The 26,500-nt window shown below is 69.2% G+C and carries 21 protein-coding genes and 8 pseudogenes; 12 read left to right on the top strand and 17 right to left on the bottom strand.

Annotation, left to right across the window (positions count from 1 at the left end; all coding sequences use genetic code 11):
• Window positions 1–13: 13 nt before the first annotated feature.
• Both ACFUJY_RS22455 and ACFUJY_RS22450 read right to left on the bottom strand, forming a co-directional pair.
• Window positions 14–355 carry an ANTAR domain-containing response regulator gene (locus ACFUJY_RS22455; protein ID WP_383302357.1) on the bottom strand — a complete coding sequence of 114 codons (342 nt, stop codon included), beginning with the start codon at window positions 353–355 and terminating at the stop codon, window positions 14–16.
• Between the two features lie 515 nt (window positions 356–870).
• Window positions 871–1,074: a cold-shock protein gene (locus tag ACFUJY_RS22450; RefSeq protein WP_383302355.1), complete on the bottom strand. Its 204-nt coding sequence runs from the start codon at window positions 1,072–1,074 to the stop codon at window positions 871–873.
• A gap of 1,148 nt (window positions 1,075–2,222) precedes the next feature.
• Between ACFUJY_RS22450 and ACFUJY_RS22445 the strand changes: the two genes are divergently transcribed.
• On the top strand, window positions 2,223–2,681 hold the full coding sequence (locus ACFUJY_RS22445) for a hypothetical protein (RefSeq protein ID WP_383302748.1): 459 nt from the start codon (window positions 2,223–2,225) through the stop codon (window positions 2,679–2,681).
• A gap of 11 nt (window positions 2,682–2,692) precedes the next feature.
• Here ACFUJY_RS22445 and ACFUJY_RS22440 read toward each other — a convergent pair.
• Window positions 2,693–3,112 (bottom strand): annotated as a pseudogene (locus ACFUJY_RS22440) (MMPL family transporter); the annotation flags it as partial.
• A 234-nt stretch (window positions 3,113–3,346) separates the two neighbouring features.
• Between ACFUJY_RS22440 and ACFUJY_RS22435 the strand changes: the two are divergent.
• The gene (locus ACFUJY_RS22435) at window positions 3,347–3,940 is read left to right on the top strand and encodes a hypothetical protein (protein ID WP_383302704.1); all 594 of its coding nucleotides are present in this window, start codon (window positions 3,347–3,349) and stop codon (window positions 3,938–3,940) included.
• 367 nt (window positions 3,941–4,307) lie between these two features.
• Window positions 4,308–5,369: a polyprenyl synthetase family protein gene (locus ACFUJY_RS22430; protein WP_383302701.1), complete on the top strand. Its 1,062-nt coding sequence runs from the start codon at window positions 4,308–4,310 to the stop codon at window positions 5,367–5,369.
• Window positions 5,370–5,535: 166 nt separating this feature from the next.
• Here the strand turns inward: ACFUJY_RS22430 and ACFUJY_RS22425 are convergent.
• Window positions 5,536–6,194: pseudogene (locus ACFUJY_RS22425) on the bottom strand (transposase family protein); the annotation flags it as partial.
• A 118-nt stretch (window positions 6,195–6,312) separates the two neighbouring features.
• Between ACFUJY_RS22425 and ACFUJY_RS22420 the strand changes: the two are divergent.
• Window positions 6,313–6,486: pseudogene (locus ACFUJY_RS22420) on the top strand (IS256 family transposase); the annotation flags it as partial.
• Window positions 6,486–6,857: a hypothetical protein gene (locus ACFUJY_RS22415; RefSeq protein WP_383302353.1), complete on the top strand. Its 372-nt coding sequence runs from the start codon at window positions 6,486–6,488 to the stop codon at window positions 6,855–6,857. The pseudogene ACFUJY_RS22420 and the gene ACFUJY_RS22415, both read left to right, overlap by 1 nt.
• Before the next feature lie 546 nt (window positions 6,858–7,403).
• Here the strand turns inward: ACFUJY_RS22415 and ACFUJY_RS22410 are convergent.
• Window positions 7,404–7,730: a hypothetical protein gene (locus ACFUJY_RS22410; RefSeq protein WP_383302351.1), complete on the bottom strand. Its 327-nt coding sequence runs from the start codon at window positions 7,728–7,730 to the stop codon at window positions 7,404–7,406.
• Window positions 7,731–8,057: 327 nt separating this feature from the next.
• Here ACFUJY_RS22410 and ACFUJY_RS22405 point away from each other — a divergent pair.
• Window positions 8,058–8,159, top strand: a pseudogene (locus ACFUJY_RS22405) (ATP-binding protein); the annotation flags it as partial.
• Here ACFUJY_RS22405 and ACFUJY_RS22400 read toward each other — a convergent pair.
• The 3 genes and pseudogenes from ACFUJY_RS22400 to ACFUJY_RS22390 all read right to left on the bottom strand — a co-directional run.
• Window positions 8,153–8,313: pseudogene (locus ACFUJY_RS22400) on the bottom strand (ATP-binding protein); the annotation flags it as partial. The pseudogenes ACFUJY_RS22405 and ACFUJY_RS22400 sit on opposite strands and share 7 nt — an antisense overlap.
• 303 nt (window positions 8,314–8,616) lie before the next feature.
• Complete coding sequence (locus ACFUJY_RS22395) at window positions 8,617–8,820, bottom strand: hypothetical protein (protein WP_383302348.1); 204 nt, start codon at window positions 8,818–8,820, stop codon at window positions 8,617–8,619.
• 646 nt (window positions 8,821–9,466) lie between these two features.
• Window positions 9,467–9,583: pseudogene (locus tag ACFUJY_RS22390) on the bottom strand (IS5/IS1182 family transposase); the annotation flags it as partial.
• 122 nt (window positions 9,584–9,705) lie between these two features.
• Between ACFUJY_RS22390 and ACFUJY_RS22385 the strand changes: the two are divergent.
• Both ACFUJY_RS22385 and ACFUJY_RS22380 read left to right on the top strand, forming a co-directional pair.
• Window positions 9,706–10,131: pseudogene (locus ACFUJY_RS22385) on the top strand (transposase); the annotation flags it as partial.
• 97 nt (window positions 10,132–10,228) lie between these two features.
• Window positions 10,229–10,890: pseudogene (locus ACFUJY_RS22380) on the top strand (ATP-binding protein).
• Here ACFUJY_RS22380 and ACFUJY_RS22375 read toward each other — a convergent pair.
• Window positions 10,808–11,053, bottom strand: a complete 246-nt coding sequence (locus tag ACFUJY_RS22375) for a hypothetical protein (RefSeq protein WP_383302745.1) — start codon at window positions 11,051–11,053, stop codon at window positions 10,808–10,810. The pseudogene ACFUJY_RS22380 and the gene ACFUJY_RS22375 sit on opposite strands and share 83 nt — an antisense overlap.
• A 694-nt stretch (window positions 11,054–11,747) precedes the next feature.
• On the opposite strand from ACFUJY_RS22375, the gene ACFUJY_RS22370 reads away from it, so the two are divergent.
• Window positions 11,748–11,918 carry a hypothetical protein gene (locus tag ACFUJY_RS22370; protein WP_383302345.1) on the top strand — a complete coding sequence of 57 codons (171 nt, stop codon included), beginning with the start codon at window positions 11,748–11,750 and terminating at the stop codon, window positions 11,916–11,918.
• Between the two features lie 638 nt (window positions 11,919–12,556).
• Here ACFUJY_RS22370 and ACFUJY_RS22365 read toward each other — a convergent pair.
• From ACFUJY_RS22365 to ACFUJY_RS22350, 4 genes are all read right to left on the bottom strand, one after another.
• The gene (locus ACFUJY_RS22365) at window positions 12,557–13,861 is read right to left on the bottom strand and encodes a BNR-4 repeat-containing protein (RefSeq protein WP_383302342.1); all 1,305 of its coding nucleotides are present in this window, start codon (window positions 13,859–13,861) and stop codon (window positions 12,557–12,559) included.
• A gap of 154 nt (window positions 13,862–14,015) precedes the next feature.
• Window positions 14,016–15,317 (bottom strand): ABC transporter substrate-binding protein, encoded by a 1,302-nt coding sequence (locus ACFUJY_RS22360; RefSeq protein ID WP_383302339.1) that lies wholly within the window; start codon window positions 15,315–15,317, stop codon window positions 14,016–14,018.
• Window positions 15,318–15,379: 62 nt separating this feature from the next.
• On the bottom strand, window positions 15,380–16,300 hold the full coding sequence (locus ACFUJY_RS22355; RefSeq protein WP_383302336.1) for a carbohydrate ABC transporter permease: 921 nt from the start codon (window positions 16,298–16,300) through the stop codon (window positions 15,380–15,382).
• Window positions 16,300–17,226 carry a carbohydrate ABC transporter permease gene (locus ACFUJY_RS22350; RefSeq protein WP_383302332.1) on the bottom strand — a complete coding sequence of 309 codons (927 nt, stop codon included), beginning with the start codon at window positions 17,224–17,226 and terminating at the stop codon, window positions 16,300–16,302. The genes ACFUJY_RS22355 and ACFUJY_RS22350 overlap by 1 nt, the downstream gene beginning before the upstream one ends.
• A 343-nt stretch (window positions 17,227–17,569) precedes the next feature.
• On the opposite strand from ACFUJY_RS22350, the gene ACFUJY_RS22345 reads away from it, so the two are divergent.
• The gene (locus ACFUJY_RS22345; protein ID WP_383302329.1) at window positions 17,570–19,858 is read left to right on the top strand and encodes an FAD-dependent oxidoreductase; all 2,289 of its coding nucleotides are present in this window, start codon (window positions 17,570–17,572) and stop codon (window positions 19,856–19,858) included.
• A 62-nt stretch (window positions 19,859–19,920) separates the two neighbouring features.
• Here the strand turns inward: ACFUJY_RS22345 and ACFUJY_RS22340 are convergent, their stop codons facing one another.
• The 4 genes from ACFUJY_RS22340 to ACFUJY_RS22325 form a co-directional block, all read right to left on the bottom strand.
• The gene (locus tag ACFUJY_RS22340) at window positions 19,921–20,709 is read right to left on the bottom strand and encodes an IclR family transcriptional regulator (protein ID WP_383302327.1); all 789 of its coding nucleotides are present in this window, start codon (window positions 20,707–20,709) and stop codon (window positions 19,921–19,923) included.
• Between the two features lie 196 nt (window positions 20,710–20,905).
• On the bottom strand, window positions 20,906–21,928 hold the full coding sequence (locus ACFUJY_RS22335) for an acetylxylan esterase (RefSeq protein WP_383302324.1): 1,023 nt from the start codon (window positions 21,926–21,928) through the stop codon (window positions 20,906–20,908).
• Between the two features lie 967 nt (window positions 21,929–22,895).
• On the bottom strand, window positions 22,896–23,873 hold the full coding sequence (locus ACFUJY_RS22330; protein ID WP_383302321.1) for an alpha/beta hydrolase: 978 nt from the start codon (window positions 23,871–23,873) through the stop codon (window positions 22,896–22,898).
• A 167-nt stretch (window positions 23,874–24,040) separates the two neighbouring features.
• On the bottom strand, window positions 24,041–24,769 hold the full coding sequence (locus tag ACFUJY_RS22325; RefSeq protein ID WP_383302318.1) for an SDR family oxidoreductase: 729 nt from the start codon (window positions 24,767–24,769) through the stop codon (window positions 24,041–24,043).
• Window positions 24,770–24,844: 75 nt separating this feature from the next.
• Between ACFUJY_RS22325 and ACFUJY_RS22320 the strand changes: the two genes are divergently transcribed.
• Window positions 24,845–25,222 carry a MerR family transcriptional regulator gene (locus tag ACFUJY_RS22320; RefSeq protein WP_383302315.1) on the top strand — a complete coding sequence of 126 codons (378 nt, stop codon included), beginning with the start codon at window positions 24,845–24,847 and terminating at the stop codon, window positions 25,220–25,222.
• Between the two features lie 111 nt (window positions 25,223–25,333).
• Window positions 25,334–25,501: a hypothetical protein gene (locus ACFUJY_RS22315; protein ID WP_383302312.1), complete on the top strand. Its 168-nt coding sequence runs from the start codon at window positions 25,334–25,336 to the stop codon at window positions 25,499–25,501.
• Window positions 25,502–26,500: the final 999 nt, after the last annotated feature.

Raw genomic sequence — 26,500 nt, 5'->3', positions numbered from 1 at the left:
TCGCACGTCGTTGTCATCCATGGTGGCGGCCGCGCAGGACCCGCCCGATAGCGAGACGGATGGGCGTAGCCAGGGGGCGGCCCGAGGTCGTGGCGATGAGTTGTTCGGCCACGGTGCGCAGCTTGACGTTGTTGTGCTGGGAAACGGTCACCAGGACTGTCCAGGCCTCATCGGCTGTGCAGCGTCCGAGCACCATGATCATGCCTCGGGCCTGGTCGATCACCGGCCGGTGAGCCAGGGCCTCCCGCAATTGCGCCACTTCAGTGCGCAGCTGCTGAAGCTCCGTGGCCCCCTCGTTCTCCGCTTCCGGCTTGGGTGGCCGCGGCGCGTCCTGTTTGCGGGGCTGAGTCGTCACAGTGCCCACGAATTTACCGACAGTCGGCCGCTTGTGCGCGCGATGTGGTTTGCGCTGACACTGCCGACCATGTGCAGGCCGTTGATTTCTTCGGGCATGGCATCCGCCCCCCACTGCAGGGCCGCAGCACGGCCGGCGGCCGCAGCGAGGGTTCGTCTCACTCGCAACCAAGGTCAGACCGGGAATGCGACGATCACAACGAAAGAGCGCGATTGACCAAGTTCTCATCGAGTTTCCATTCAGATGCGTTCGCCATACGGTCACTGTGACCGTCCATGGCACGCTTCCTTCCAGGCTCTCCAGTCCTCGCGACTCAGCGCCGCGAACAACGGTGTTCGAACGCCGGTCCACCCCGGCACCAAACGGTCCCGCACTCGGGACACTCCGCCCGGCCGATACCGCTCAAGTCGGCGGCCCCGACGCCACTGCCTGGCACGGCATACCTCTGAGCAGTGCCGGTGTCGGCACGGAGACCGAGACGGCAGCAGCCACCTCGGCCGCTTCGCTTCGTTCAGTCAGCCCCGGGTGATGTTCTGTGCCTGTGGCCCCTTCTGGCCCTGTCCGATGTCGAAGGTGACGTGCTCGCCCTCCGTCAGTTCCCGGTAGCCGTTGCCCTGGATCTCGGAGTAGTGCGCGAAGACGTCCGGACCTCCGCCGTCCTGTGCGATGAAGCCGAAGCCCTTTTCGGAGTTGAACCACTTCACGGTGCCGCTGGCCATGCTGTCGATCCTTTGTCCATACCCGGGAGCAGCCCGGCCATCCGGGTGCTCCGGCTCCAAGCAGCACGAGCCACACCCGTTGTACCCCGTACCGGCCCGCCTGCCCGGCGGACGACACACCCAGCCCCCGCGGCGAGGGAGCCCGCCGACATCCCTCGCCCCCCTGTGGATCGTCGCGCGTCCTACGCCCGTCGGCTGCGGACGCAGATGACCCCGACGCCGGGCGCGGAGTCGGGGCCATCACACGGGGCGAGCCCCGCCGTGGGGCGACCAGGGCTCGCGCGTGTCCTCCTGTTCCCCGTCCCACTCGACGGTACTTCCTCATCGACGTCTTCCGCAGTAGGCGACCGCGTGGGCACCCGAAGCGAGGCTCGGCAGGCAGCCGACTCTGGACGGGCCGGAGCGGGGCCCCGGTTCTGGGGCAACCTGGCACGGCCAGCGCCTGGTAGGGAGGCGGAAGCAGCACCACGTCTGAGTATCGTTTCGCCCGGTTGGCGGCATAACGTCTGACGTCGGGGCGCGTTGGGCATCCCTGCTTGGCGGCGTGCTCGGCGACGCGGTCGGGCACCGGCCGGCTATGTGGATCATGACCGGCATCGTCGCGCCTTGCTGGCTCATTCTCGCCGCGAGTCCGATGCGCCGTGAGCGCGACCTTCCGCGGACCCACGAGCCAGAACAAGCGCACGCCACGAGCTGAAGGACAAGGATGGCGAGAGGGCCGTCAGACGAACAAGTAGTTCGGAGAGGCCCGCACTGCGGCAGCTGCAACGACCGCGAGTGCAAGAGCCTGCCCTACCGCTTCCGCCGGAGCGGCGGCACCCAGCACCTCCTGGAATTCAGGCCGCCGTTCACGGCCTCGTGCCACATCTCGCCCGTGGTGAGAACCTTGTCGGCGTAGTACTGGTACTCCTCCAGCGCTTGAGGACTGCAGCCGGGCCGGGAGGGGCGGGTGGGGCGGGTGGGTCTAGCCTTGGGGTGGCGTTCCTTCCAGCCGCGTAACTTCCCGACGGCCCCCTTGCTGGTGTCCCAAGCATCCGGCGTGCACGGCGATGACGAGGTCGACGGGCAGGGCCACGGGCGCGCAGGGCGCGCACCGTATCGGCAGCAGCAGTTGACTGTGGTGCGTCGCGCGAGTCGATCTGGATGGCGTGCGGGACAGCCTGCGCGGTCTGGCCTCCGGGCAGGCGCTCCGCGGCGCCGGCGTACCGGGCAGCACCGGCCCGGTCGGCGTGGGGCAGCATGGCGGACACTCGGCGGTCGGGTGGCCGCGGGAAGTCGCGGCGGACGATGTCACCGGCGGCGTGCGCGGCGGCGGAGGCAGGCAGGACGCGGTCGTCCATCAAGGCGAAGGAGACCCGCGTGAGGAGAGTGGCCAGGGTGAGCAACAGCACGGTGCCGCCCAGCAGGGCAGGCCAGGGACGGTCGACCGCAGCCTGGGCCAGCCGGCGCCACAGCCGCCCTTCGGCATGTGGGTGGCGCAGCCGGGCCAGTGGGTCGAAACGATCGATCCACGGGGCCGCAGGACGAAGGAGACCAGGCAGCACGAACCGGGTGGCGAGGGCTGCGGGCATGACGACGAGCATGGCGGCCAGGGCCACGGAGCGTAGGAAGGACACGGGAAAACCAGCAGTCCGCTCAGGCAGCAGACCACCACCGCCCCGGAGATCAGGGCGGTGCGCCCCGCTGTGGCCAGCGCGGTGTCCATGGCCCGGTCCACGGATGCACCGGAACGCAGTTCGGTGCGGTAGCGGGTGACCAGGAACAAGGCATAGTCGACGGCGATTCCCAAGCCCAGGGCGGTGGAGATGTTGACGGCGAAGACGGACACTGGCATCAACAGGCTTACAGGCCACAGAAGAAGCAGTGTCCACAGCACGGCCAAGGCGCCGACGGCAATGGGCAGCAGCGCGGCCAGTGGCGAGCTGAAGGCCAGCAGCAGCAGAGCGACCGCCGGCGCTGGCCCGCACCCGGAAGGGGCCTGGAGCGTCGGAGTACTGGGTGGCGATCCGCCGCGCGGTCTTTCCCTCTTCGTTTTCATCCCCCTGAAGGACTGCCATCAACAGCGCGCTGCGGCCAACAGCGGAGCGCAGCGCAGCATCGTCGCTGGACCACGCCGACCACGCCGCGCGCACGCCGCGTTCGGCGGCCAGGCGCGCGGTGAGAGCCCGTCCCTGGGAGTCGAGACCGGCCAGCGTGCCCGTCCGGGACGTGGCCACCAGAACGGGCGTCGGGCTGTCCTGTCGATCGGCGGGGATGGTGTAACCGCCGCACCCTGAAGACCGGCGCCGAGATCAAGGTCCCGCTGCTCATCGCCACCGGCGACACTGTCAAGGTCGACACTCGCGACGACGGCTACCTCGGCTCAGGAAACAGCGGTACAGCGGTTGGCGCTGAGAATGATCATGGGACGGGTGTGAGCGTCCTGACTCGGTTCTCGTACTCGCGGCGAGCCTTCCGCTGGGCGGGGATCGCGGGGAGGCCGTGGCCGCCGTCGAGCAGGCTGGCAGCGGGCGAGGAACTGGCGCTGCATGGCGGGGGCGGGGACGGCGATGACGCGCAGGGTGTTGCCCTGGCCGCGCCGTACGGTCACACCCTGGTTGAGCGCGGCGCGCTCGGCGGGCTCCGGTGCGGTCGCGCACAGGGGGGGCAGGCGGGGAGAGCTGGCGCGCCTCGACTTCCCCGGCGCGCGAATATCACCCTAAGTGAACGGACCGTTCGGGTCAGGACGGCGGTCGAGCGCCCGCCATCCGCCCCGGACCCACGCCCCGGTGAAGTGGACCTGATCGGCCGCCCAGTCGCCCAGCCGCTGCCCCGGGCGCAGCCCACCCGCGCAGTTGGCCGGCCGCGAGCGCGGCGGCCGCGGTGACGACGACGCCCATCACGACCACCGCATCCCGATCGCGGACAGCAGCTCCATCCACTCGGCGTCAGCGTCGCCGCCCGACTGCGCTGATTCCCGATCCACGCACCCAGCTTCATTGCCCACTTATCGGCTTGCGTACAAGGCTTCAGCTTCTCGTTCTCGCTGGCGGGCTCGATCCCGAAAACCTATTCGCACAGGGTGGTAGGTGCCCCCGATCGGGTGACGCTCGGCCCGCATCGCACGCTGGTGCCGGTAGAACGGACGCATGTCTTCCTCTTCAGTGCCGTATTCCGTTACGCCGCAGCCTGGTCAGTGGGAGGGTCTGGCCTGGAGCGAGGAGGACTTGCAAGGCGCTGCAGAGATTGTGCGGATGTCTATCGACGGGCTGTATCCGCAGCAGCTTGGTGAGTCCGTGGCCCGCGAGTTCTTGGCATGCCGCCAGGACTGCGTGCTGCCGCCCGGCACCGTAGCGCGGGTGCAGGGGGCGCTGGTGGATCCTGTGCGCTATCTGATTGAGGAGGGCGGCGGGCGGTGGCGCCCGTATTTGATCGCTGCGGCGATCGATGCGCTGGGGGGCGACAGCACACAGTGCGGGCCGCTGCTGGCGGCTCTGGAAGTGATGCATACCGGGTCGCTGATGGTGGACGACCTGCAGGATGGTTCAGTGGTGCGGCGCGGTGCAGCAGCGGCGCACGTCGCGTTCGACCCGGCTTTGGTTCTCAACGCGGGGACGGCCGCGTTCTTCGTGCTGGACCGGGCGCTGCGGCTGGTGATGCCCACAGATCCGCGTACGCAAGTGTCGATGTACCAGTCGTATATGGGAATGCTGCGCTCGGCTCATGCCGGGCAGGCACTGGACATCGCCGGGCTGCGGACGGTGATGGACGCGGCAGTGGCCGGTGATGACGGCGGGGGTGTGCTGGGCGCGGTACGGCTGACCCACACGCTGAAGTCCGGCGCCCCGGTGCGCTGTTTCATGGAGCTCGGCGCATACGGGTGCGGGGCGAGCACTCAACAGCGTGAAGCTCTCGCCCGGTTCGGAGAAGCGATCGGTACCGCGTACCAGATCACCGACGACGTCCAGGACCTTACCGGGGTACTGCGCAGTGGCGCGCCTACCAAACAGGTCGGTGAAGACTTGCGCAACGGCAAGGTCTCCATGCCATTGGCGCACGCAGTCGATCTGCTGCCGCAACCGGACATGGCCGAGTTGTGGTCCCAGGTGCGTCAGCCGGGCACGGATCGGGAGACGGTGGACCGGGCGATCAAGGTCCTGACGTCGTGTGGTGCGGTGCATGCCGCTGCGCGGGAGGCCGATGAGCTGGTGAAGGCGGCATGGAGCGGGCTTGAGCCACTGCTGCCTGCGTCCGCGGCCGTGGAGCGGCTACGGACGCTGGCCCAGGAAGCGGTGCACCGCACCCGGCTCGCCTGAGGCCGGGGCCGTCGTGCGAAAAGGTCTTCGGGCCCGCGGCCGTGAGACCGACCGCGTCCAGGTGCCCCGGCCCCGCCAGATCCCCGGCGGGACGCCGGCCTCGTCCTGGGCGACGCGCAGCGCCGCACCCTCGGGGCGGTGGCCGTCACCGACCATCACACCGTGAGCGCCAGCTCTTCAGAGTGGCCATGGTCTGCTCGCCGAGGCAGCGGATCTTGGCGTGCGTGCTGTTGTGTCGACACTGCCACCGTTTGAGGCGTCGGCCGCGGAACGGGACGCGTACGGGGTGGTCGGCTCCTTGGTACGCCTTGTCCGCCCGGCACTTGAGCTCGGCCGCGGCGAGCGCGTCGATGATCCCGTGGGTCCGTGCGGCGGCCAGGTCGTGGGCGGAGCCGGGCAGGGCGGGTGACGTCCACAGCAGCCGTCCGGACGGATCGGTGAGGACCTGGACGTTCATACCGTGGCGCTTGTGTTCCCGGAGTAGTGCGGGGTGTCAGCGGCGATCCGGTCGATCGGCAGGAGGGTGCCGTCCAGGAGCACGAACGCCTTGGTCCGCATGGTCTACATTGCCTCGGTCGGGGTCGGGGCGAGGGCGGCCAGGACGTCGATGACCTCGCGCATGTAGCGGTAGACCGTGGCGATGCCTATGCGGAACCGGGCGGCCAGCTGGGCGTAGGTATCACAGCATCGCAGGTGAGCCAAGGCCGGCAGGGCCCGCCGGCCTGCGGGCAGACGCCGCCAGCGCGTCCCGACCTCCCGCCGCCGCGCGCTCAGATAGCGCAGTGTGCGGCTGGACAGATCAATCGACGACGGGTAGACAAGCACGCGAAGCTCCTGGTGGGGCACGGTGGATCTTGGTCGTGACACCTCCTACCAGGAGCTTCATTGCAATGCAGAGCCGCCCAACTGACGGACACCGCCGTTAGGATGGAATCAGCTCATGGTCACTCGCGGCGCCGGCAGCCCCGCCGCCGCGCTGACGATGGTGTTCAAGCTCGTCGAGTCGGCTCAGGACCGCTGGCGCGCGATCACCGGCGCCTCCCTTGTCGCACTGGTCCGTGCCGACGCGACGTTCGAGAACGGCCAACTCGACGAGCGGCAGGAGGTCGCAGCCTGATGCCCAGCCCGGAACCGCTCAGCGACGAGGAACTCGACGAGCTTGACGAACTCGCACAGGCAGCCACACCTGGCCCTTGGTTCGTCCGCGGCCTCGACGACGAGTACGCGATGAACCTCGTCGCTGTCAGTACCACCCCGGACACCGGCCTTGGCGAGCACTGGCCGAACTTCGACCACCGCGAGATCGTGGCCGCGACACTGGTCCAGCAGCCCCGCTACGTGGATGCCGCCGACGAGCGCTGGGACGAGAACGCACAGTTCATCGCCACCGCCCGCGAAGCCGTCCCCCGCCTGGTTGCAGAGCTCAGGAACCTTCGCAGGCAACTGAAGGCAGGGGGCCCCGGAGGCGGATCAAGAGAAGCACGCTGATCCACAACTATCGACTATTGCTCGATCCACGTGGGCCTGCCCCCCCCTTCGGCCAGATCGCCGAGCGGTCCAACACCATCTGATCGTTGCTCTCGGTGCGGGGAATTCTGGCCGAGACATGAGCAAGGGCTGTTCGTCCTCGTCGCGCACACGGCGCGCCGCCAGCACTCCTGACTGCTCGACCTATCCAGTGACAGCACTGGAGTCCGGTGGAGGCTCGCGATCCGTGGGCTCGTGGGCAGTGGTCGGGATGCTGCCCGGTGCCCAGCCGAGAACCTCCTCGAAACGGCGGGCCGCGATGGGAACGGGAGCACACCCGCGATCACTCTCGTGAAGCCTGATGGTCGCCTGGCTCAACTCTGTGCGACGTGCAAGCTCCCTCACGGAGATGCCCTCGGCTTCCCGAAACTCGATGAGAGCCTTCGCCAGCCGCTCGGATTCTTCGCTCATAGCCAGAGCATTCCGCATCACGCGCGCTTGGTCAGCGTCCTGGTCTGATCCGCCCGTAACTTGCGCTTGGCGCCGCTTCATCGAGTCGAATTCGTCTCAGCCGAAGGCGTGCCTGCCGCCCTTCAGAAGCTGGCAGACGGACTGAGCCGGTGCGGTGTGATGCGACCCCAACGAGCCCGATCCCACCAGTAGTTCGGAGAAGGCCCGCTCTGCGGCGGCTGCAACAACCGCGATTGTAAGAGCCTGCCCTACCGCTTCCTTCAGAGCGGCGGCGCCCAGCACCTCCTGGAATGCCGGGGATGCCGGGAGCAGCGGAACCTGCCGCCCCGGTTCCGCCTGGACATCGTCCGCGCCCACCTGGAGGAGACCGAGCGGCACGGGCGGTGCCGCACGCAGCCGGACGCCGAACTCGAGCAGCAGCACGCCGACGGCGGCGGCCGGTTCCAGATGAGGTGCCGCTGGCACTCATCCAGCCGCTGGACGAAGGACGTCACGGCAGCCGAGGCGGCCGGGCTCGTACGGGCGTACGTCGACGCGGCTCTCGCCGTGCCGGGAGGCCGACCTTCACCCGACGCGACCACCGAAACAAGGTGATGAGTATCGGGCTCGGAGTGCATGGGCAGGATCAGTGACACTGACCGGCCCCGCAACGAAAAAGCGATCCGGGCCGCCATGGACCGGCTCCTTCGCGGCGACCTCCCGCCCGGCGGCCGATGCGGGAGTGACACGCACTGGCTTCTACCCGAAGAAGCCTTGCTCGGGCCGCCGGGAGTGGGCAAGACACACATCGCCGTCGCTCTCGCGGTCGCGGCCTGCCGGGCCGGCTACTCGATCTACTTCACCAGCCTCGAGGCGAGTTCTTCGGAGAGGACCAGGTCGATGAAGTCGAGGTAGCCCATCTTGGCCTCGTCGGCCTGCTGGGCGTACTGGGTCAGGGCCTCGGCCAGGTGGGGCAGCCCAGCTTGCCGGCCGCATTGCGGATGCGGGTGGAGACCAGCTCGCTCAAGACGATTCCTCCGTGCTCGGCTTGCTGGTGAAGGGGCGGGTGCCGGTCAGCTCGTCATAGACCGACACAGGCCGGCGGCCGACCTCGACCTGGGTAACCGCGGCCCGGTCAGCAGTGCCGCCAGCGGCCCTGCCTGCGAGGCCGAGGCGTCGCGGCGGCGGGGCCGGCGGCAGGCTCCCCTCACCGGTGGTGACGCGGCGGCCGGCGCCTGTGGGCAGGCCGTTTCAGTGCTTCTCATCCACGATCCGGGCGCCTCGACCAACCGCCCGGGGACGGACGGCCAGCAGGGTCTCGCCCGTGCGGTCAGGGCCGGTGAAACGCAGCATGACTCGGGACTTCGTGGCCCTGACTTCGACCAGCTGACGGGGGGCGGACCTTGCGGGCCGGCACCGAATAGAAAGTGGCGTCGAACGCGACCAGGCAGTCCTTACCGACGGGGCGGAGATGCCGCTGAGTGACCACATAGGGCGTCTGCGGCAGCGGGCCGAGGGCGACGTGGTCGCGCATCGACCTGAGACCGATGACCTCGCCGTGGGTGCCGTGGACCTACGCCCGCCGCAGCGGCACCCAGGCGGTTAACGCGGCGTTGAGTTCTTCGACCGAGGAGAAGGCCCGGCCGGCCAGGATGTGGTCGCGGACGATCACCTGTCGCTCGACCCGGCCTTTGCCCGTAGGCCGGTAGGCGGCCGGTACGTCAGGATGTAAGTCGTAGTGCCCGGCGAAGGCGACGGCCTCCGGTGGCCGAGTAGCCGGTCCATGACCGCCTGGGCGTCTTCGACGGCTGCCTGCTCGTCGTCGGTCAGCGGGATGGACACAGCCATCTTCTGCAAGTTGCTTTTGGATTCGAGGAGTAGGGATCGCGCGGAGCCCTCGGGGCTGTAGAAGTCGCAGAGTGCGCAGGCCATGCAGTGCTGGCATTGCTCGAAGAAGGTGTAGCTGCAGTAGCCGTGGCCGAGGTCGTAGTGCTGCCAGGGCTCACCGGTCGCGGCGGCGCCGGAGGCGAACGGCGTCGCGGCGGCGCCGGAGGCGAACGGCGTCGCGGTCGAGCAGGACCTCGATGGTGCGCACGTTGCGCTCGAATTAGCCAGCTTCGGAGTAGGCCTTGGAGAGGGTGTTGGGTGTGATCTTCGCGTAGTACTGAGCCCTACCAACCTCACGCTGTCGCGTGGTGAAGGACGAGGACGGCCCGAACGATAGCTGTGATGCGGGTGGTGCTGCAGCGGAGCTTCCGTAGGAGGCGCCAGCCTTTGAGGGTGGCCGTGGCCTGCTCGCCGACGCAGCGGATCTTGGCGTGAGTGGTGTTGTGGCGGGCGCTTCCACCGCTTGAGGCACCAACCCCGAAACGGTACGCGGACGGGGTGGCCGACGCCTAGGTACGCCTTGTCCGCCCATCACCTGAGGCCTGCTCCGGCGAAAGCTTCGACGATGCCGTGGTGTCGCGAGCAACAATTGTCGGACGCGAACGGACTGCCGCTCCTCGTCGGCCTCTCCGCGGCCAACGTCCACGACAGCCTCGCGCTGAAGCCCATGATCACGGGTCACCAAACGAGACACGACTGCCACCGCGGCCGCCACTTCAAGCCCCAGCGACTCCACGCCGACAAAGCCTACGACGTCCCTCATCTGCGGAAATGGCTATGGGGCAAGCACATCGGCGTCCGCATCGCCCACAAGGAAGTCGAGTCCAGCGAATGCCCAGGCCGCCGCCGATGGGTCATCGAACGCACCATGTCCTGGCTGACCGGCTTCCGCAGACTCAACCACCGGGGCCGGCACCGGCACTGCCCGGGCCGGAGCCCAGCGAGGTGGTTAGCCTGAATGCACGCCGGGCCGTCCGCCTTCCCACCGACCAGCGTCCCCTGCCCTCTCTCGACCGCTGGGACCAGCTGCTGAACTGCTCCAGGAAGGAGGCGCCATGACCGGCCTGCGCCACAACCTGACCGAGACCGCCTCCGATGCGGCGATCGACACTGCCTGCCGGGTCCTGCGGCTGCCCACCATGCGAGCCCGGTTTCCCGACCTCGTCGCCCGCGCCGAACGCGAACGACTCTCCTGCCGAGGGCTCCTGGCGTCGCCACCTGCGACTGGGTCAAGAAGGGTGAGCCGCTCTGCCTGATCGGGGACTCCGGCACCGGCAAGTCCCGCCTGCTGACCGGGCTCGGGACGGCAGCGGCCATGGCCGGCCGCCGCGTCCGCCATGCCCTGGCCGCCAGACTCGTCACGAGCTCGTCGAGGCCACCGGCCGACGAGAAGCAGCTGTCCGAGACGATGGCCCGCTACGGGCGCGTGGAGCTTCTCGGCATCGAGGAGCTGGTCCATCTCGAGCGCGACCGGCGGGGCGCCGAGATGCCGTTCCAGGGCCTGACCGAGAGGGAGGAGAACAACAGCGTGGCCATCGCTTCGAATGAATTGTTCGGGAAGGCGCACAAGTTCCGGCGAACGTGTGCGAGGTGGCGCCGAAAGTCAACAGGTTCCGACTCGTCTCGTATTGCGATCAGCCGTCGGAGTAGGAAAGGCAGACCGCTGTTGGCTCGAAGGTCACCTGGTCCTGGGTATAACAATCCGCTTGCCGGGTAGCGACTTCGGCTCCGCAGTTGCTGCAGACCAGGTTCAGGCCGTTGCCGCCTGCAGGACCTTGACAGCAGCCGATTGATCGCATGCTGTCGGGATGCCGTTCGGCGCCGAGCAGGTCAGCAGGGTGGACGATCAAGCCGGGGATGTCGTCGCTGAACTCACTCAATCGAAAGTTCGGAGCATAGGTGCCGCGGAGCATCCGGGCCGGACGTGTCCGGACACCCGGGATCTCCGACATCGGGACCGGCGGCGGCACTCTCACCTTGGTGACCTGTCCGGTGAGGGGGTGTCGGCAGTGATCACACAAGAAGCGCGGCATTCCGCTGATTCTGCAGCTCGAACACAGCCGTGACCAATGAATTTATCGAGTTGAGGGGACATCAGGCGTACGTCCGGGGGCGACGTGGTCAGCGAGGTAGCTCATGAAGCCTTCGAGGTCCATGCCGAGGGCTGCGGCGACGAGCTTGGGGCGAGGGTGTTCACCAGGTCGGCGAGGCGGGTCCTCCGCGGGGTTCGGGGTGGGACGCCGCATGAGTCCAAGAGGTGGCTGACATACGCGGTTGGGCCGGCGCCCGGCCGGTCCTGGTGATCCGCGTGACGATCACATGGGGGTGTCAGTGCGCTGATCCGCGCGGTGGGCCAGACAGCGTTGAAGTGTCGACCAGTTGGCCGGGTCCATGGGCACCGGGTACGGCCGTTTGCCCAGGCGGTAGGCGTCGCGCGGTGTCCCAGCGCGCCTCATTGTCCATCGGCTGGGTGGGCCCATTCCGTCTGACGGCCGCGAAGCTGAGGTCGCCGGTGATCTTCTGGGTCAGGGCCCAGCGAACGAAGCAGCCTGCCTCTGTGCGAAGGAGGATGTCGTGGCTGGTCATCCAGCGATCAACATCGGCCTGCCGGCAGGTAGTCAGGGTCAGATCCTGTACCTCGAGCCAGTCCAGGAGATAGACGGCCGCCCGCAGGTGCTGCCGCGCGGTCGAGAGCTGGTAGTGGGTGATCTCCTTGCCCTGGTTGCGTCGGCGAAGCCGACGTAGAGGACGCCACGTTGCGTACCGGTGCAGGATGTTCCGTCCCTCGACGCGGCGTCATGCCCGGCCGGCCGTGAAGGTCGGGGGCTCGGGTCCGGTTCTCCGCGCGGGCAGGTTCAGCCGGATCGATGGACCGCGCCACGGCCACCGCCTCCTCGCACAGCGCGAGACTCTCCGGATGCCGCCCGCCGCAGCCGGCGTCATCACTCAGATGCCGCAGCGCCCTGGCCAAGAGCGGCAGGTACGCGGCGGGGCCGACCTGGGCGAGAAACCGGTAAGCGTCCACTCCCTCGCGCGGAGTGCGGCGTCCCGACGCAAGCAGCACATACCGCGCCCGCACGATGTCGTCCTGATCAACTTTCCCCGAGTGGCGCATGACAAAGATTCTGGGTGCCCTCAGAGGCCGAACACTGCCGGTCACCTGTGCCGTTCGTCCTACGACAGCGCCCTCTGACGTGTCATGGTGCGTGTGCCATCGCCTCCTGGGGTTTCCAGCAGATGGCCCTGTCGTGATTGCGCTCCTCCCTCTTTTTCTTCCGGGGCGGTGCCTCGGCGTCCGTTCCATCTGCCGCGACGCCGATCCCGCGCCGGCCCATCGGCTCGTCCCGCCCCGGAATCCGACACGACCCGCTTGTCGCGGCTCGTCAGCGCGTCGCGTAATACAAGGCGTTGTGCACGGTATCCGGCAGGTAGAGCACATCGCGACCGTCCGTGTCCCGGCGCACCGCGAGCCGGTCGGCGCTCACACCCGGCGCGGCCGACTGCGCGGTCCACGTCCCGTCCGCCGACTGGGTCGCCGAGAAGACCCGGTCGGTGCCCGAGGGGGTCACGTAATAGACCCGCTTGGTGTCCGTCTCGTCCCAGGTGATGCCGAGGGCGGCCGCGGTCTGTCCTCCGGCGTACACAGTCTTGCCGACCCAGCCGCCACCGCTCGGATACGCGTAGTACACGTGGAACTGACCACCGCTGTCAGCCGAGCGGTAGCGGTAGGCGACCTTCGGGGTGGAGCCGTCGAGAGTGAGCTTGGCGCTCTGGACCGCGGGGCCGGTGTACGCGTTGTCGGCGCTCCACTCCTCGCCCGCGGTGAGGTCCTGGACGATGTCGGAGGTGGCCGGCGTGACCGGGGTGGTGACGGTCGTGTTCGTACTGTCCGTGAAGGCACCGGTCGACGGGTCGTAGGACAGGTACGAGAGCTGGTGGCGGAACGCGGTCGCCGGCGCCTTCGCCCACTCGTAGAGGAGGTGGACGCGGCCTGATGCGTCCACCGCGAGGTCGTCGGGGTACACGGAGCGGTACAGGGCACTCGCGAAGGTCGCCACGACGCTCCAGCGGGAGTTGGCGTTGTCCCAGCGGTACAGCTTGCCGGGGCGCCTGTCGGAGCCGGTTCCTGCACGGGCGGCCAGATACAGGTCCCCGTTGGGGGCGGTGGTGACGACCGGGTAGGTGATGCCCTCTCCCTGGTCGGGCAGTTCGGATGCGTGGTCGGTGACGTTTCCGCCGGGGGCCTCCGTGCGGAAGTACCGCCAGGGGTTGGCATGCATGGAGGTGAAGACGTGCAGGCGGCCGCTGCCGTCGCGGGCCACCGACGGCTGGTTGTGACCGTTGTCGTCGGGGAACTCGGCCTGCTGCCCGTCACTGTTCAGCAACGGCAGTCGGCTCCAGACCCCGTCCGGGTCGCGCCGTGCGATGGCGGGCCGGTGCGTCGCGGCCGTCGAGCCGGGCTCGTTGAAGGCGAAGTACGTGTACTGCCCGCGGCCCTTGTACGTGGCGACAGGCGTCCACCAGGCGGCCTGGTTCGATGTGTCCATCGTGTACGGGACCTTCTCGATCACCGTCGCCGCGGCTACGGCGGTCTGCCCGGTGTCGGCCCCTGCGGCCGGTGCGGGCAGGAGGAGAGCGGCCAGAGCCGCGGCCGAGGCGGTGTGGATACGTACCGTGGGGCGTCGCAAGATGAGCTCCTTCGCGGGTGCGGGCGCGGGCGTGGGAGATGACGCGGACGGCGGCGGCCCGGAGGCCGGCCGGGGCGGTCGTGCGGGGTGGGGTACGGAGAAAGGGCCCGGCGAGGAGTGCGGCGCTCGCCGGGCCGGGGCTACGGCGCTCGGCTCAGCGCTTGATGAGCGCGGCGGCTTCCTCGCCGGCCCGCTTCATCGCATCCTTCGGCTTCGACGTGCCGACGAGAACGGCCTGCACCTGCTTGGCGACGGCCTCCTCGATCTGGGCGTTCTGCGCGAACTGCCAGAACGGGCTGCCGGTTGCGGTCTCTGTGATCTTCTCGGTCCACTCCGCGGTGAAGGAGTCCTTGGCGACTTCAGGAGCGGCCAGACCCGCGGTGGTGGACGGCGGCAGTGCGCGCGCGGCGAAGTACTCGGAGGTGGTGGCCTGGTCGGTGGTGGTGTGCAGCGCGAACTCCGTCGCCGCGTCCTGCCCCTTGCCCTGCACGATCGCGATCACACCGCCCCACAGCAGTGCCTGCGGCGTGTCCCCGGCCTTGAGCACCGGACGCGCCATCGGCTGCATGGCGTCGGCCAGCGTCTTGTCCTTCGACTGGGCGGAGGTCACGCCCTTGCCGATGATCGCGTCGTCGTAGAAGGCGGCCTTGCCCTGCCCGAAAAGGGCGCGGGCGTCGAAGCGGTCCACGTCGGCTGCGATCAGCTTCTCGTCATGCAGCTTCTTGTACCAGGTGACGGCGTCGACCGAGGCGTCGTCGCCTATCGTGACCTTGTCGCCGTCGAGCAGCTTGCAGCCGAAGGTCTGCATCCACGGGAAGATGTCCTTGAGCTGCGCCACCTTGGTGGCGGCGGCGTACGGTACGACTCCCCCACCGAGCCCCTTCAGCTCGCGCAGCGCTGCCTCGAACTCCTCGACGGTGGTGGGGTGCTTCTTGATCCCGGCCTTCTCCAGGAGCTTGGAGTTGGCGATCACGCCGATCGATCCGGTGTTCCACGGCAGCCCGTACTGCTTGCCGTCGTACACGCCGCTCTTCAGCGCCACCTCCGTGTAGCCGCCCTTGGCGGCCACCGATCCGAGGTCGACCAATTTGCCCATCTGCGCCATCGCGGCGAGCCAGGCGATGTCGAGGTGCACGGCGCCCGTCGTCTCCCCGCCGCCCAGCTTGAGGGTGAGCTGGCTCAGGTATTCGTTGTACGGGTACGAGACCGCGCGGATCTTCGACTTCTCGGCCTTCTCCCACGCCGCGATGATCTTCTCGATCGCGGGCTTGGCGGCCTCCTCGTTGAGCGACCAGGAGGTGAAGTCGAAGTTCTTGGACTTCGGGTCGCCGCCGTTGGACGAAGAGCCGGCGCCGGAGGGCGCGCAGGCGCCGAGCACACCGGCGCCCGCTGCACCGAGCGCGCCGATGCCGAACATGCGCAGCGCGCCGCGCCGGCTGATGCCAGAGGTGGTCATGATCTCTCCATGGGAGTGTGCGGGAGGGGGGGTACGTGGGGACGCGGGCCGAACCTGCTGGTTCAGCTCTTGACCGAGCCGGCGGTCATGCCGCCGACGAGGTAGCGCTGCAGGAACATGAAGGCGACGATCACGGGGACCGACACCACGAGCGAGGCAGCCATCAGCTGCGGCCAGGCGGTCTGGAATTCGCCGATGTAGGTGGAGACGAGCCCGGGGGGCAGGGTCTGCTTCTCCTTGTCGGCCAGGGTCAGCGCGAAAATGAAGTCGTTCCAGCCGCGTACGAAGGCGAAGAGCCCGGCGGCGATCATCCCGGGTGCGGCCAGCGGCGCCACGATGGAGTGCAGCGTCCGCCACCGGGACGCGCCGTCGATGGAGGCCGCTTCCAGCAGGGCGTCCGGGATGGTGTCGAAGATGCCCTTCAGCATCCAGACGCACAGCGGCATGGTGAAGGTGGTGAAGGAGAGCACCAGGGCGCTGTACGTGTTGAGCATGCCGAAGCTGGAGAAGACGGTGTAGAGCGTCACCAGCAGAAGGGCCTGGGGGAACATCTGGGAGGCCAGCACCAGGTGCATCAGCGACCGGCGTCCCCGGTAGCGGAACTTGGAGAACGAGTAGCCCATGTACGTGGCGACGATCACGCTGAGCACGGCGGTGATCGAGGCCACGACGAGCGAGTTGATCATGTAGTTGATCAGCTGGTCGTTCTCGGTCAGGGCAGTGAAGTTGCTGAGGGTGAGATCGGTGGGTATCAGCTTCGGCGGGAACTGAAAGGTCGACTCGGGGGTGCTCAGCGCGGTGGCGAGCAGCCAGTAGACCGGCAGCAGACCGAAGGCGCCGATGACGACGACCGCGCTCCAGGCGGCGATCCGCGAGCGCACCAGGTCCTTGCGTATACGGCGCCGGGCGCTGTGCCCGGTCCGCGTGGCGGACGGCTGCTGCCGGTCGACGGCGGACAGCGGGGTGGAGGTGGTGGAGGTCATCAGGCGTCGCCCTTCCGCTCGGTGATCCTGAGGTAGACGACGACCAGGAGGAGCAGGAGCAGCATCCACAGCCCGCCCAGCGCGGTGGCCCGGCCGATGTCGAAGCCCTTGAAGGCGGTCTGGTAGACGGCGGTCGCGAACGTCTCGGTGGTGCCGGCGGGGCCGCCGCCGGTGAGGACGTAGATGGTGTCGAAGTGCTGGAAGTTCCAGATGAACTCCAGCAGGAGCACGATCGAGGCGACCCCGCGGAGCTGCGGCCAGGTGACGGCGAAGAAGCGCCGGATCTCGCCCGCCCCGTCCATCGATGCCGCCTCGTGCAGCTCCTTGGGGACGGTCTGCAGTCCGGCCAGGAGCATCACCATCATCCAGGGGAAGCTGGCCCAGGTCTTGGTGACGATCACGGCGAGCATCGCGGTGCCGGGCCGGCCGAGCCAGGCCACGGACTCGTCGATGATCCCGGCCTCCATGAGGACGCCGTTCAGTACCCCGTAGTTCGCGTTGAAGATCCACATCCAGAGGAAGGAGACCACCACGCCCGGGATCACCCAGGGGAACAGGAACAGGCCGCGCAGGAAGCCGCTGCCCTTGAGTCCGGTGTTCAGCGCGAGCGCGAGTGCGAGGCCGATCGCGAAGGGGACGAGCGTCGCGCCGACGGTGAAGACCAGCGTCTGCTTGAGGATGGTGAGGAAGTCGCCGTCCAGCCAGTAGGTGAAGTTCTCCAGGCCGACGAACTCCCGGCCCGGAAGCCGCAGGTCCTGCTGGAAGAAGCCGGTGAACAGCGCGGACAGCAGCGGGTAGAAGATGATCGCCACGAACAGGGCAAGGCCGGGTGCCGTCAGCAGCAGGGCGAACGCACCGTTGGAGAGCCGTCCCCCGGCCCGCTCGCGGGGTGGGGGCGCCTTCTGGGGAGGTGCGGCCGTACTCATGGGTCTGTCCTCTCATGTGGTGGTGGGGCGCCGGAGCCCTGCGTGGACGTCGTCCCTGCCGCAATGAACGCACGTTGCAGCATGCGGGATCGTTCTCCATATAGTGCGATGGCGTCAACCCATTTCGGTGGTGAATCGCCGATTCCGTACAGGACTGGCGAACACGCCCCACCTGCCCCGAACTTGCACTTTGGCTCCCGACGGCCAGGTCAGTGGCCACCACCGGAACTTACAGCGAATCCCACGGGATGAACAGTGGTTGCACAATATGGATGTGATGTACGTTCAAGGCCGCTCCGCTACGGCGGGGAGTATCCGAGCTTCACACCAAGGAGGCCGCACCGTGCGGGAAGAAGAGGTCCATTACGACATCGCCGTGATCGGCGGCGGATTGGCGGGGACCTGCGCTGCCATCGCTGCGGCCCGGCTCGGCCGACGCGTCGCCCTGGTCAACAACCGGCCGGTCCTGGGCGGCAACGCCAGCAGCGAGATCCGCGTCTGGGTCTGCGGCGCAACCGCACACGGCGTGCACCGCTGGGCCCGCGAGACCGGGATCATGGGCGAGTTGTACACCGAGAACCAGTACCGCAACCCCGAGGGCAACCCCTACTACTGGGACCAGGTCGTCCTCGACGCGGTCCGCGCCGAACCGAACATCGACCTCTACCTCAACACCGACGTACGCGAGGTCGACGCGCGAGGCCCCGCCGACAGCCGCGAGGTGCACTCCTGCACCGGCTGGATGATGGGCTCGGAGCGCCGCATCACCTTCCACGCGAGTCAGTTCCTCGACTGCACGGGAGACGGCCTGGTCGGCCACCTCGCCGGCGCCCGCTACCGCATCGGCCGTGAGGCGCAGACCGAGTTCGACGAGCCCTGGGCGCCGTCCGAGGCGGACCAGGCGCTGCTCGGCTCGACGATCCTCTTCCACACCAGGGACACGGGCCGGCCGGTGAAGTTCGTGCCGCCCGCCTACGCCAAGGACCTGACGACCACACCCATCCTGCACAACCGCATCCTGCGCACCGGGGACAACGGCTGCGACTACTGGTGGATCGAGTGGGGCGGCGAACTCGACACCGTCCACGACAACGAGCGGATCCGCGACGAGCTCCAGGCCGTGATCATGGGGATCTGGGACCACATCAAGAACTCCGGGCAGTTCCCGGACGCGGCGAACCTCACCCTGGAGTGGGTCGGCAGCCTGCCCGGCAAGCGCGAGTACCGCCGCTTCATCGGCGACCACGTCCTCACCCAGCAGGACATCCTCCAGCAACGCCAGTTCGAGGACCGGATCGCCTTCGGCGGCTGGTCCGTCGACCTCCACCCCGTCCAGGGCATGTACGCCGAGGAGCCCGGCGCGCGCCAGCGGTACGCGGACGGCATCTTCCACATCCCCCTGCGCTCCCTCTACTCGGCGAACGTCACGAACCTCCACTTCGCCGGGCGCAACATATCCGCCACACACATCGCTTTCGGGGCCACCCGCGTCATGGCCACCTGCGCGACACTCGGCGAGGCCGCGGGTACCGCCGCGGCCCTCTGCGTCGCCGAAAACCTCACCCCGCGGGAACTCGCGACCGAACGGCCGGAACTGGTCCACCGCGCCCTGCTCCGCCAGGACGCCTCCGTGATCGGCCTCGCCGACGAGGACCCCGGCAACCTGGCCCGGGCGGCCCGCGTCACCGCCTCCTCCTGCCTGACCCGTCTGGCCGCGGAACCCACGCAGGACGCGCCCGGCACCCCGTACCCCCTCACCCGCGACCTCGCGCTCCTGCTGCCGGTCGACCCGGCACTCGACACGGTCGACCTGCTCGTCCACGGTGCCCCGGACGGCGGGCCCCGCGAGCTCACCGTGGAACTGTGGAGCACGGGCCGGCCCGAGAACGGAGTCCCCGCCGACCAGCTCCTGACGACCACCGTCACCGTCCCGCCCGGCGGCCCCCACTGGGTCACGGCCCGCCTCGGCCACCACCCCGGGACCCCCGGGAACGCGATCCTCATCGTGCGCGCCTGCGCCGACACGGCCCTGGTCCTTCTCCCCGAACGCACCGACGGTGTCCTCGCCCTGCGCAGGAAGGCCGAGGGGGACGCGGGCGTCGACCACGACATCCCGGAGGAGGACGGCCAGCTGGTGCTTGAATGGCAGGCCCGCGGCCTGCGCCGGCAGACCTTCGCCTTCCGGGCGGCCCCCGACACCAGGGCGTTCCGGCCCGAACAGGCCGTGGGCGGATACCAGCGCCCCTACGGCGGCCCGAACATGTGGTCCTCCGCCGAGGAGAACAACGCCCCGTGGCTCCGTCTCGACTGGCCCGAGGAGCAAGAGCTCACCGAGGTGCGCCTGGTGTTCGACGACGACGTCGACGAGTACCTCAACAACCTGCACCGCCATCGCACCCCGTACGAGGTCATGCCCGAGCTCGTACGCGACTACCGCGTCCAGATGCGCGACGCCACCGGCGACTGGCACACGCTCCTGACGGTGACGGACAACCGGCGCCGGCACCGCGTCCACGCGCTGAAGGCCCCTGACGGCGGCCCCGTACGCACCGATGCACTGCGGCTCGTGGTCGACGCCACGCACGGGGCGCGGCACGCGCACGTGTTCGCCTTCAAGGCGTACGGCGCGTAGCCGCACCGCGAAGGGGGCCGGGGAAGGCGGAGCGGCCTTCCCCGGCCCCCTTCGCGTGCCCGTCAGAGCGCGCCGAGCGCCTGACTGATGGCGTCGGCGGCCTCGATGACCTCGCGTACGAGGGCAGCGCGCTGCCCCTCGGTGTCGGAGCCGTCCCCGAGCACCGAGGTCGGGCCCCAGAGCGAGATGGCGGCGACGATCTCCCCCGAAGCGTCACGGACCGGCGCGGCGAGGGACGCGCGTCCCAGAGCACGCTCCTCGGCCTCCACGGCGTAGCCGGTGCGCCGGACGGTCTCGATCTCGGCGTCGAGGAGGTCGTGACTGGTGGTCGTGTACTCGGTGTGCGCGTCGAGCGGGTCCCCCAGCAGCTTGCGGCGCTCCTTGGGGGCGAGACCGGTGAGGAGGCACTTGCCGATGCTCGTGGCGTGCAGCGGGGCGGTGTGCCCGGCCTGCGTATAGGACTTGGGGGCGCGCGTGCCCTCGAAATTGCACAGGAACATCAGCTCGCCGCCGCGGCGTACGGCCACGTTGGCCCCCAGCCCGGTGCGGGTGGCGAGGCCCTGGAGCACCATGCGCGCGGCCCGGTGCACGGGGTGGCGGTTGAGGGCGGTGGCGGCCAGCGGGAGAAGGCCCGGGCTGAGGCGGTAGAGGTTGCTGACCGGGTCGCGTTCGACCATGTCGAGGCGTTCCAGGGTCGACAGCAGGCGGGAGGTGGTCGAGGAGCCCAGTCCCGTGAGCTCGGCGACGTCGGAGACACGGAGTTCGGGCCGGCCGGAGTCGAGTGCGCGCAGCACCGAGACCGCTCGTTCGACGCTCTGGTTCGTCCCTGCATCAGTTGCCCGCGTAGCCATGACCCTCCTCGTTCTGCAAACCCCTTGCACATTCTGCATCAGCATATCGCGCATGTTCGGCGCCCGTACCTGAAATCAGCGACCGCGGCGGTTCCCCGACGTCCTACGGGCGGACATCGGGGGCGTCGAGGAACCACCAGGTCACCGGGGAACCCGCGAGCGCTCCGGGCGGTCGGATCCGGTCGTACGGCAGGGGTCAAGCGGTGGGGCGAGGCACCTCGGGGTCCGCCCCCGACAGGAACTGCCGCTGGGCCTCTTCCAGGGCCGCCGTCTCGGCCGGCTCGCCGGGGTGGTCGAAGTGCCCCGCCCGCAGAACCAGGAGTTCGCGCGGCCCGGCCAGAGCGTTGTGTACCGCGAACTGCCCGGGTGGGGGCACATGGGGATCGAACAGGGCTGCGCTCACGTGTACGGGAATCTGGAGGTGCCGGGCCGCCGTCGCGGCGTCGAAGTACGCGAGGACATCGAGCACCGAGGGATCCTCGGCGAACCGCGTACGGACCGACTCACCGCTGCCCGTGCACGGGAGCGTCACCCGGAGCGGATGGTTGCCGAAGGTGGGCACCGTCAGGCCGGCGGCCTGGAAACGGTCGTCCCAGGGCAGCGCCAGCGCTCCGATGCCGCCGCCGAAACTCGTGCCCAGGTACGTCATCCGTCCGGCGGCCTCCGGCACGAGCAGCCGCAATGCGGTCGCCGCGCACCAGACGTCCGCCACGCACCCGCCGATGAGGTACGACTCCCGGGCGCCGATGCCGTGCAGGACGTGCCCCGCCGCATTCGAGGGGACGCCGGACAGCAGGCTCCGCGTTCCGAGCCCGCGCAGGCAGGGCCAGATGGTCGCGGTCTCGGGCGGGGCCTGCCAGGGGTCCGGGGCGGCCCGGCCTCCGTATCCGTGCGTCGAGACACAGCCCTGGGTGACCCGGCCCTCGGCGGGGACGGTCAGCCACCCGCCGATGCGGACGCCGTCGGTGGACGTGTACGAGACGTCGGCGACCCGCACGCCGTCCACCGTGGCCCAGGGCCCTTCGATCCGAGGCGCCGTGTCGACGCGCAGCGCATTCGCGTAGCGCTCCCGCCAGAAGTCGGCGAAGTCGTCCGGTCCCGCCGGCGCGTTCACCGCGAGGAGGCGCGGCAAGTCGTAGCCGTAGGTGGGATCGAAGTGAAAATCGTGCGGCAATGAGCCGAGTTCGCCGGCATCCGTCGTGAGTGGATGGGTGGACACGTTCTCTCCTTGTTCGGTGTGCGAAGTGACCAGCACGTCTTCCAGAGCGGGTTCTCGGCGCGACGCACCCTGCCCTGTCGACGCCGAGCACCTGCCACAGGCCCGGCCCGACGGTTACGTTCCCGCTGGGCGGTGAGGTCACGGGCAGCTGTCTCGACGAGAACGGCGGTGATCGGTACGGGTAGGCGGTGCGGAGGAGACCGGGACGACGACGGCCCGTCGTTCGGTCTCCCGGCTCCGGCCGGACGGGCGCCGCCGTAGGCTCGCCGTGCGCGTCGCGGCTCCGTCGCCGGTCATCGGCCGGAGGATTTCGCGGTGCTCGTTGGCGGAGTCCCCCTCGTGATCATCGTCGCCCGCGCGACCATACGGGGACTGGCCCGCGCCTTGCAACAGGTTGCGGCTCGGTACTCAGCGCGAAACGTACGCAGACTCCTCGGCGGACCCGACAGTCGTCCCGTGGACGCAGGCGTCACGTACGGTGCCGCTGGCTGAGGGACGCCGCGGCGGGGAACGGGAAGCATGTGATCGCCCAGGGCAACGGCGCGTATCCCGCCACCTGCGGTTCAGGGAGTGCGGCGACGGTCTCGCCACCGAGTACCTGGCTCTCTTCGGCTCAGCTGTGACCGTGCCGAGGGAGGCGAGGGCGGTGGGGGTGTCCTGGCGGGCGGAGGAGGGCGGCGAGGCCGAGCGCAGCCCGGGCGGGGCCGGCCGGCTGGGTGTACTGGGCGGCGTTCACGTTCAAGGAGAGCAGGAGCGTGGGGGCGGCCCTCGGCACGTGTCCCTCCGCCGCATCGGTGGCCTCACGTGGGGGTGCGACCACGCACCATTGCTCGCTGACCAGCGCTCCGGGCCGTCTGCTCTCCGCCCGGGCCGGCGGAGAGCAGACGGCCCGGAGGACGGGCATGCCGACGCCTCAGGCTGTGAGGAGTCCTGGCCGGGTACACCGGCCAGGCGCCGGATTTCGGGGTCAGCTGTCGTACAAGGCGGTGCGCAGGGCGTCGATGGCGAGCTTGCGAGCGACGTTCGCGGCGCGGGTGTCGCGCAGGCTGTCCAGGAGCAGGAAGTCGTGGACCATGCCCGCCACACGGACGGAGGTGACGTCCACACCCGCTTCGCGGAGTCTGTTGGCATACATCTCGCCCTCGTCGCGCAGGACGTCGGCCTCGTCGGTGATGACCAGGGTGGTGGGCAGCCCCCTGAGCTGGTCCGAGGTCGACCGCAGCGGCGAGGCATAGTGCTGCTTCCGCTCGGCGGGGTCGCTGGTGTAGGCGTCCCAGAACCACTTCATGCCGTCGCGGGTGAGGTAGTAGCCCTCTGCGAACTGCTGGTAGGACGGAGTGTCGAAGTCGGCGTCGGTGACCGGGTAGAGAAGGACCTGGGCCTTCAGCGCGAGGCCGTCCTCGCGCTCTTTGTTCATCAGCGCGAAGACCGCGGACATGCACCCGCCGACCGACTCCCCGGTCACCGCCACCCGTGAGGTGTCCATCCCGTGCTCGGAGCCGTTCTTTCGCACCCACTGGCCCACCGCGTAGTTCTGCTCGACCTGCGTGGGGTACTTCGCCTCCGGCGCCCGGTCGTACACCGGGAAGACACCGACCGCGTTCGCTCCGACCACCAGCTCCCGGAAGAGCCGGTCGTGAGTCCTGTCGTCACCGAAGACCCAGCCGGCCCCGTGGATGTAGACGATGACGGGCAGGCGCCCGGTGGCTCCCTTGGGGCGGATGACCCGGGTACGCACCGTGCCCCACTCGCCCGCGTCGACGTCGACCCACTCCTCGTCGACCTCGGGCCGCTCCACACCCGCCCCGCTCTGCAGGCCGGCGAGGATGTCCCGGCCCTGCTCCGGCGGGACCTCGTAGATCCGCGGGTGCGGGTCGGTCGCCTCGGCCAGCTCCTTGGCCGCCGGTTCGAGGAAGGGGGTGATGGGGGGAGGAAGCGGCGTCATACGGACTCCAATGTGGGCCCTGCGAGTCGAGGCTTGGTCCCCGACTCCGCATTCCATGTTTCCCGGGACGGGGTGAAGCGCAAGTCAGCCGAGGTGACGACACGGCAGCCACCGGAGTGACGTGCCTCGACGCCTCCGGAATCACTCGTGGTACCCGTTGCCCTGGATCAGCCTGCCGTCAGCGCCGCCAGGGCTCGGTCCATCGCGGCGTTGAACTCTTCCGGCGTCAGAGGCAGCCGGGACTTGACGTCCCGACTCCACTGATCGGCGAGGACCTCGGCGGAGCCCGCCTCGACGCCGTCGAGCGCCGCGTCGGCCAGGTCCGACGGCGCGATCTTGTCCACGGGCCAGCCTGCGGCCATGTCGGTATCGGCCAGGCCGAGGTGCACCGCTGTCACGAGTGTGCGCTGCTCGGCGAGCTCCAAACGGACGCCGTTGGTCATGGCCCAGGCGGCGGCCTTGGTCAGGTGGTACGCATTGGCACCCCGGCCCCCGAACCACGACATGGCAGAGAGGACGTTGACCATCGCGCCCCCGCCGTTCCTGGCGAGCGCCGGCGCGAACTCCCGGATCATTCCCAGATGGCCGAACACGTTGGTCTCCAGCTCGTGCCGTACCGCGTCCAGCGAGCCGGTCACCAGGTCGGTCCCCGTCTGGATCCCCGCGTTGTTGACGAGCAGCGAGACGTCCGGGGCGGCCTCGGCGGCGGCCCTCACGGATGCGGGATCGGCGATGTCGAGTCGCAACACCTCGACCCCGGGCAGGTCCACGGTCTCCGGCCGGCGGGCCGTCGCGTAGACCTTGCGCGCGCCCCGTTCGAGCAGGCGCTGGGCGAAGGCGCGGCCCAGGCCGCGGTTGGCTCCCGTGACCAGGGCGACTGAATTGTTGATGTCCATGCCCGGTACGCTAAAACCTGACGTTGACGTCAGAGGCAAGTGCTGGTCGCCAGAACCAGGGTGAGAGGAATCACCATGACCGCCACAGAGGCCGTGGCCGAGCGGCTGATCCGCATCGGCGAGGTAGCACGGGGCGCCGGCGTCTCGGTACGCGCCGTGCGCTACTACGAGCAGCAGGGGTTGCTGATCGCGGAGCGCAGCCCGTCCGGCCAGCGCCTCTACCGGCAGGACGCCATCTCCCTGGTCCGCTTCTTCCAGCAGATGTTCGCCGCCGGCCTGACCAGCCGAAGGATCACTGAACTCCTTCCTTGCTGGGACTCCGGGCACACCGACGCCAAGCAACGAGCCATGCTGCGCGCCGAGCGCGCCCGCATCCAGGCCAAGATCGACGACCTGCAGACTGCCCTGGACCGCCTCGACGAGGTCATCGCGATCACGGACACACACGCGTAGACGCAGTCGGCCGGACGGCACACCAGCGCTCTACGGCCGGAGCACTGGGACTCCAGCCGTAGAGCGTGGTCTTCACGGCTTGGCGACTGCCTGCCCGACGTCGTCAGTGAGGTGCTGCTTCTCACCAGCCCGGCCCAACTGGCAGACGCGGTCGCCGCGGTGGACGTCGAACTCGACGAGGACGAGGCCGCCTACCTGGAGGAGCCCTACCAGCCGCACGAGGCCGCCGACCTGGAAGAGTCCTTCTACAAGTCGCGCCCTGCGGCGGGCTCCCGGTAGTCCGGGCTACCGCCGGGTCTTCGGCGAGTCCTTGCCTCGGCCTTCGCAGCGCTGTGGTGAGCCCGGCGGTGCGGGCGGGCGGGCGGCGCGCGACAGTGTGATCTGCGCCGTGCCCGCCGGTGCGATGAAAGGGATGCCCGCCGCCGCGGCCGGCAGCATGGCGTCGCGCAGCGGAACGTGCCCGTGGGCGTCCACGAGTGCACGAACGCTTCGGCCTGTCCACCGACGAGCCCTCGGTCGACGTCACCCGCTCCCGTTCGGGACGATTCGTTCGCCGGGGGTTCTTCGCCAGGGATTTTCGAGCAAGGCCCGTGCGCCGAACCCGGTCGCGGGTCGTCGAGAACAGTCACGGTCAGCACCTTGTCCTACCGGGCGGCGGTCAGGTCGTCGTGACGGATCAAGAATTTCGCGTGGTGCTCCCCGTAGGCCCCCGCTTCGCCGGGAGCGGTATCCATTCACTCGCCAGCCGGAACGCGTCCTCCTCCAGCAGAGGGGCAAACGGTTCCCCCTTCGCGAAGTCCTGCGCCGTGATCCATGGACCGTCGCCTCGTCATCGGACGGCCAACGGAAGGGAGCAACGGCAACGGATCGCCCCCCTCCCCCCAACGGACGGCCACTTCATGCCCACCGGCAGCCGTGGCAACCCACCGATGTGCCCGACCGGAGGACCGTCACCACCCCCGATCAATCCGATCGCCAAGCGGATACAGGAGATCCTGCGCTGCCAGGTCCGGGAGGGAGCCCGGCGATCGGAGGACCCCTCCCCCATGATCAACGACACCCAGTCCATTCGCGCGGGGTCACCGGGGTCCCGAAGACCACGACGGGACCGGGCGCCAACCCGGAAGGGGTCGGGCCGTAAGCGGGGACTGGCCTTCGACGTGCTGCGGCTGATCATCTGCGTCGTTGTGCTCGCCGCGTGCGCCCACGACACCACGCCCTGCTCCACCAGGCCACCCAGCGGTGCGGGATGCGTCTGGGAAGGCTCTGGTGGACCAG

The sequence above is a fragment of the Streptomyces sp. NPDC057249 genome, from assembly GCF_042669245.1.
Lineage (GTDB): Bacteria > Actinomycetota > Actinomycetes > Streptomycetales > Streptomycetaceae > Streptomyces.
The sequence above is the reverse complement of the archived record's forward strand: the minus strand, read 5'-3'. Positions and strand labels throughout refer to the sequence as shown.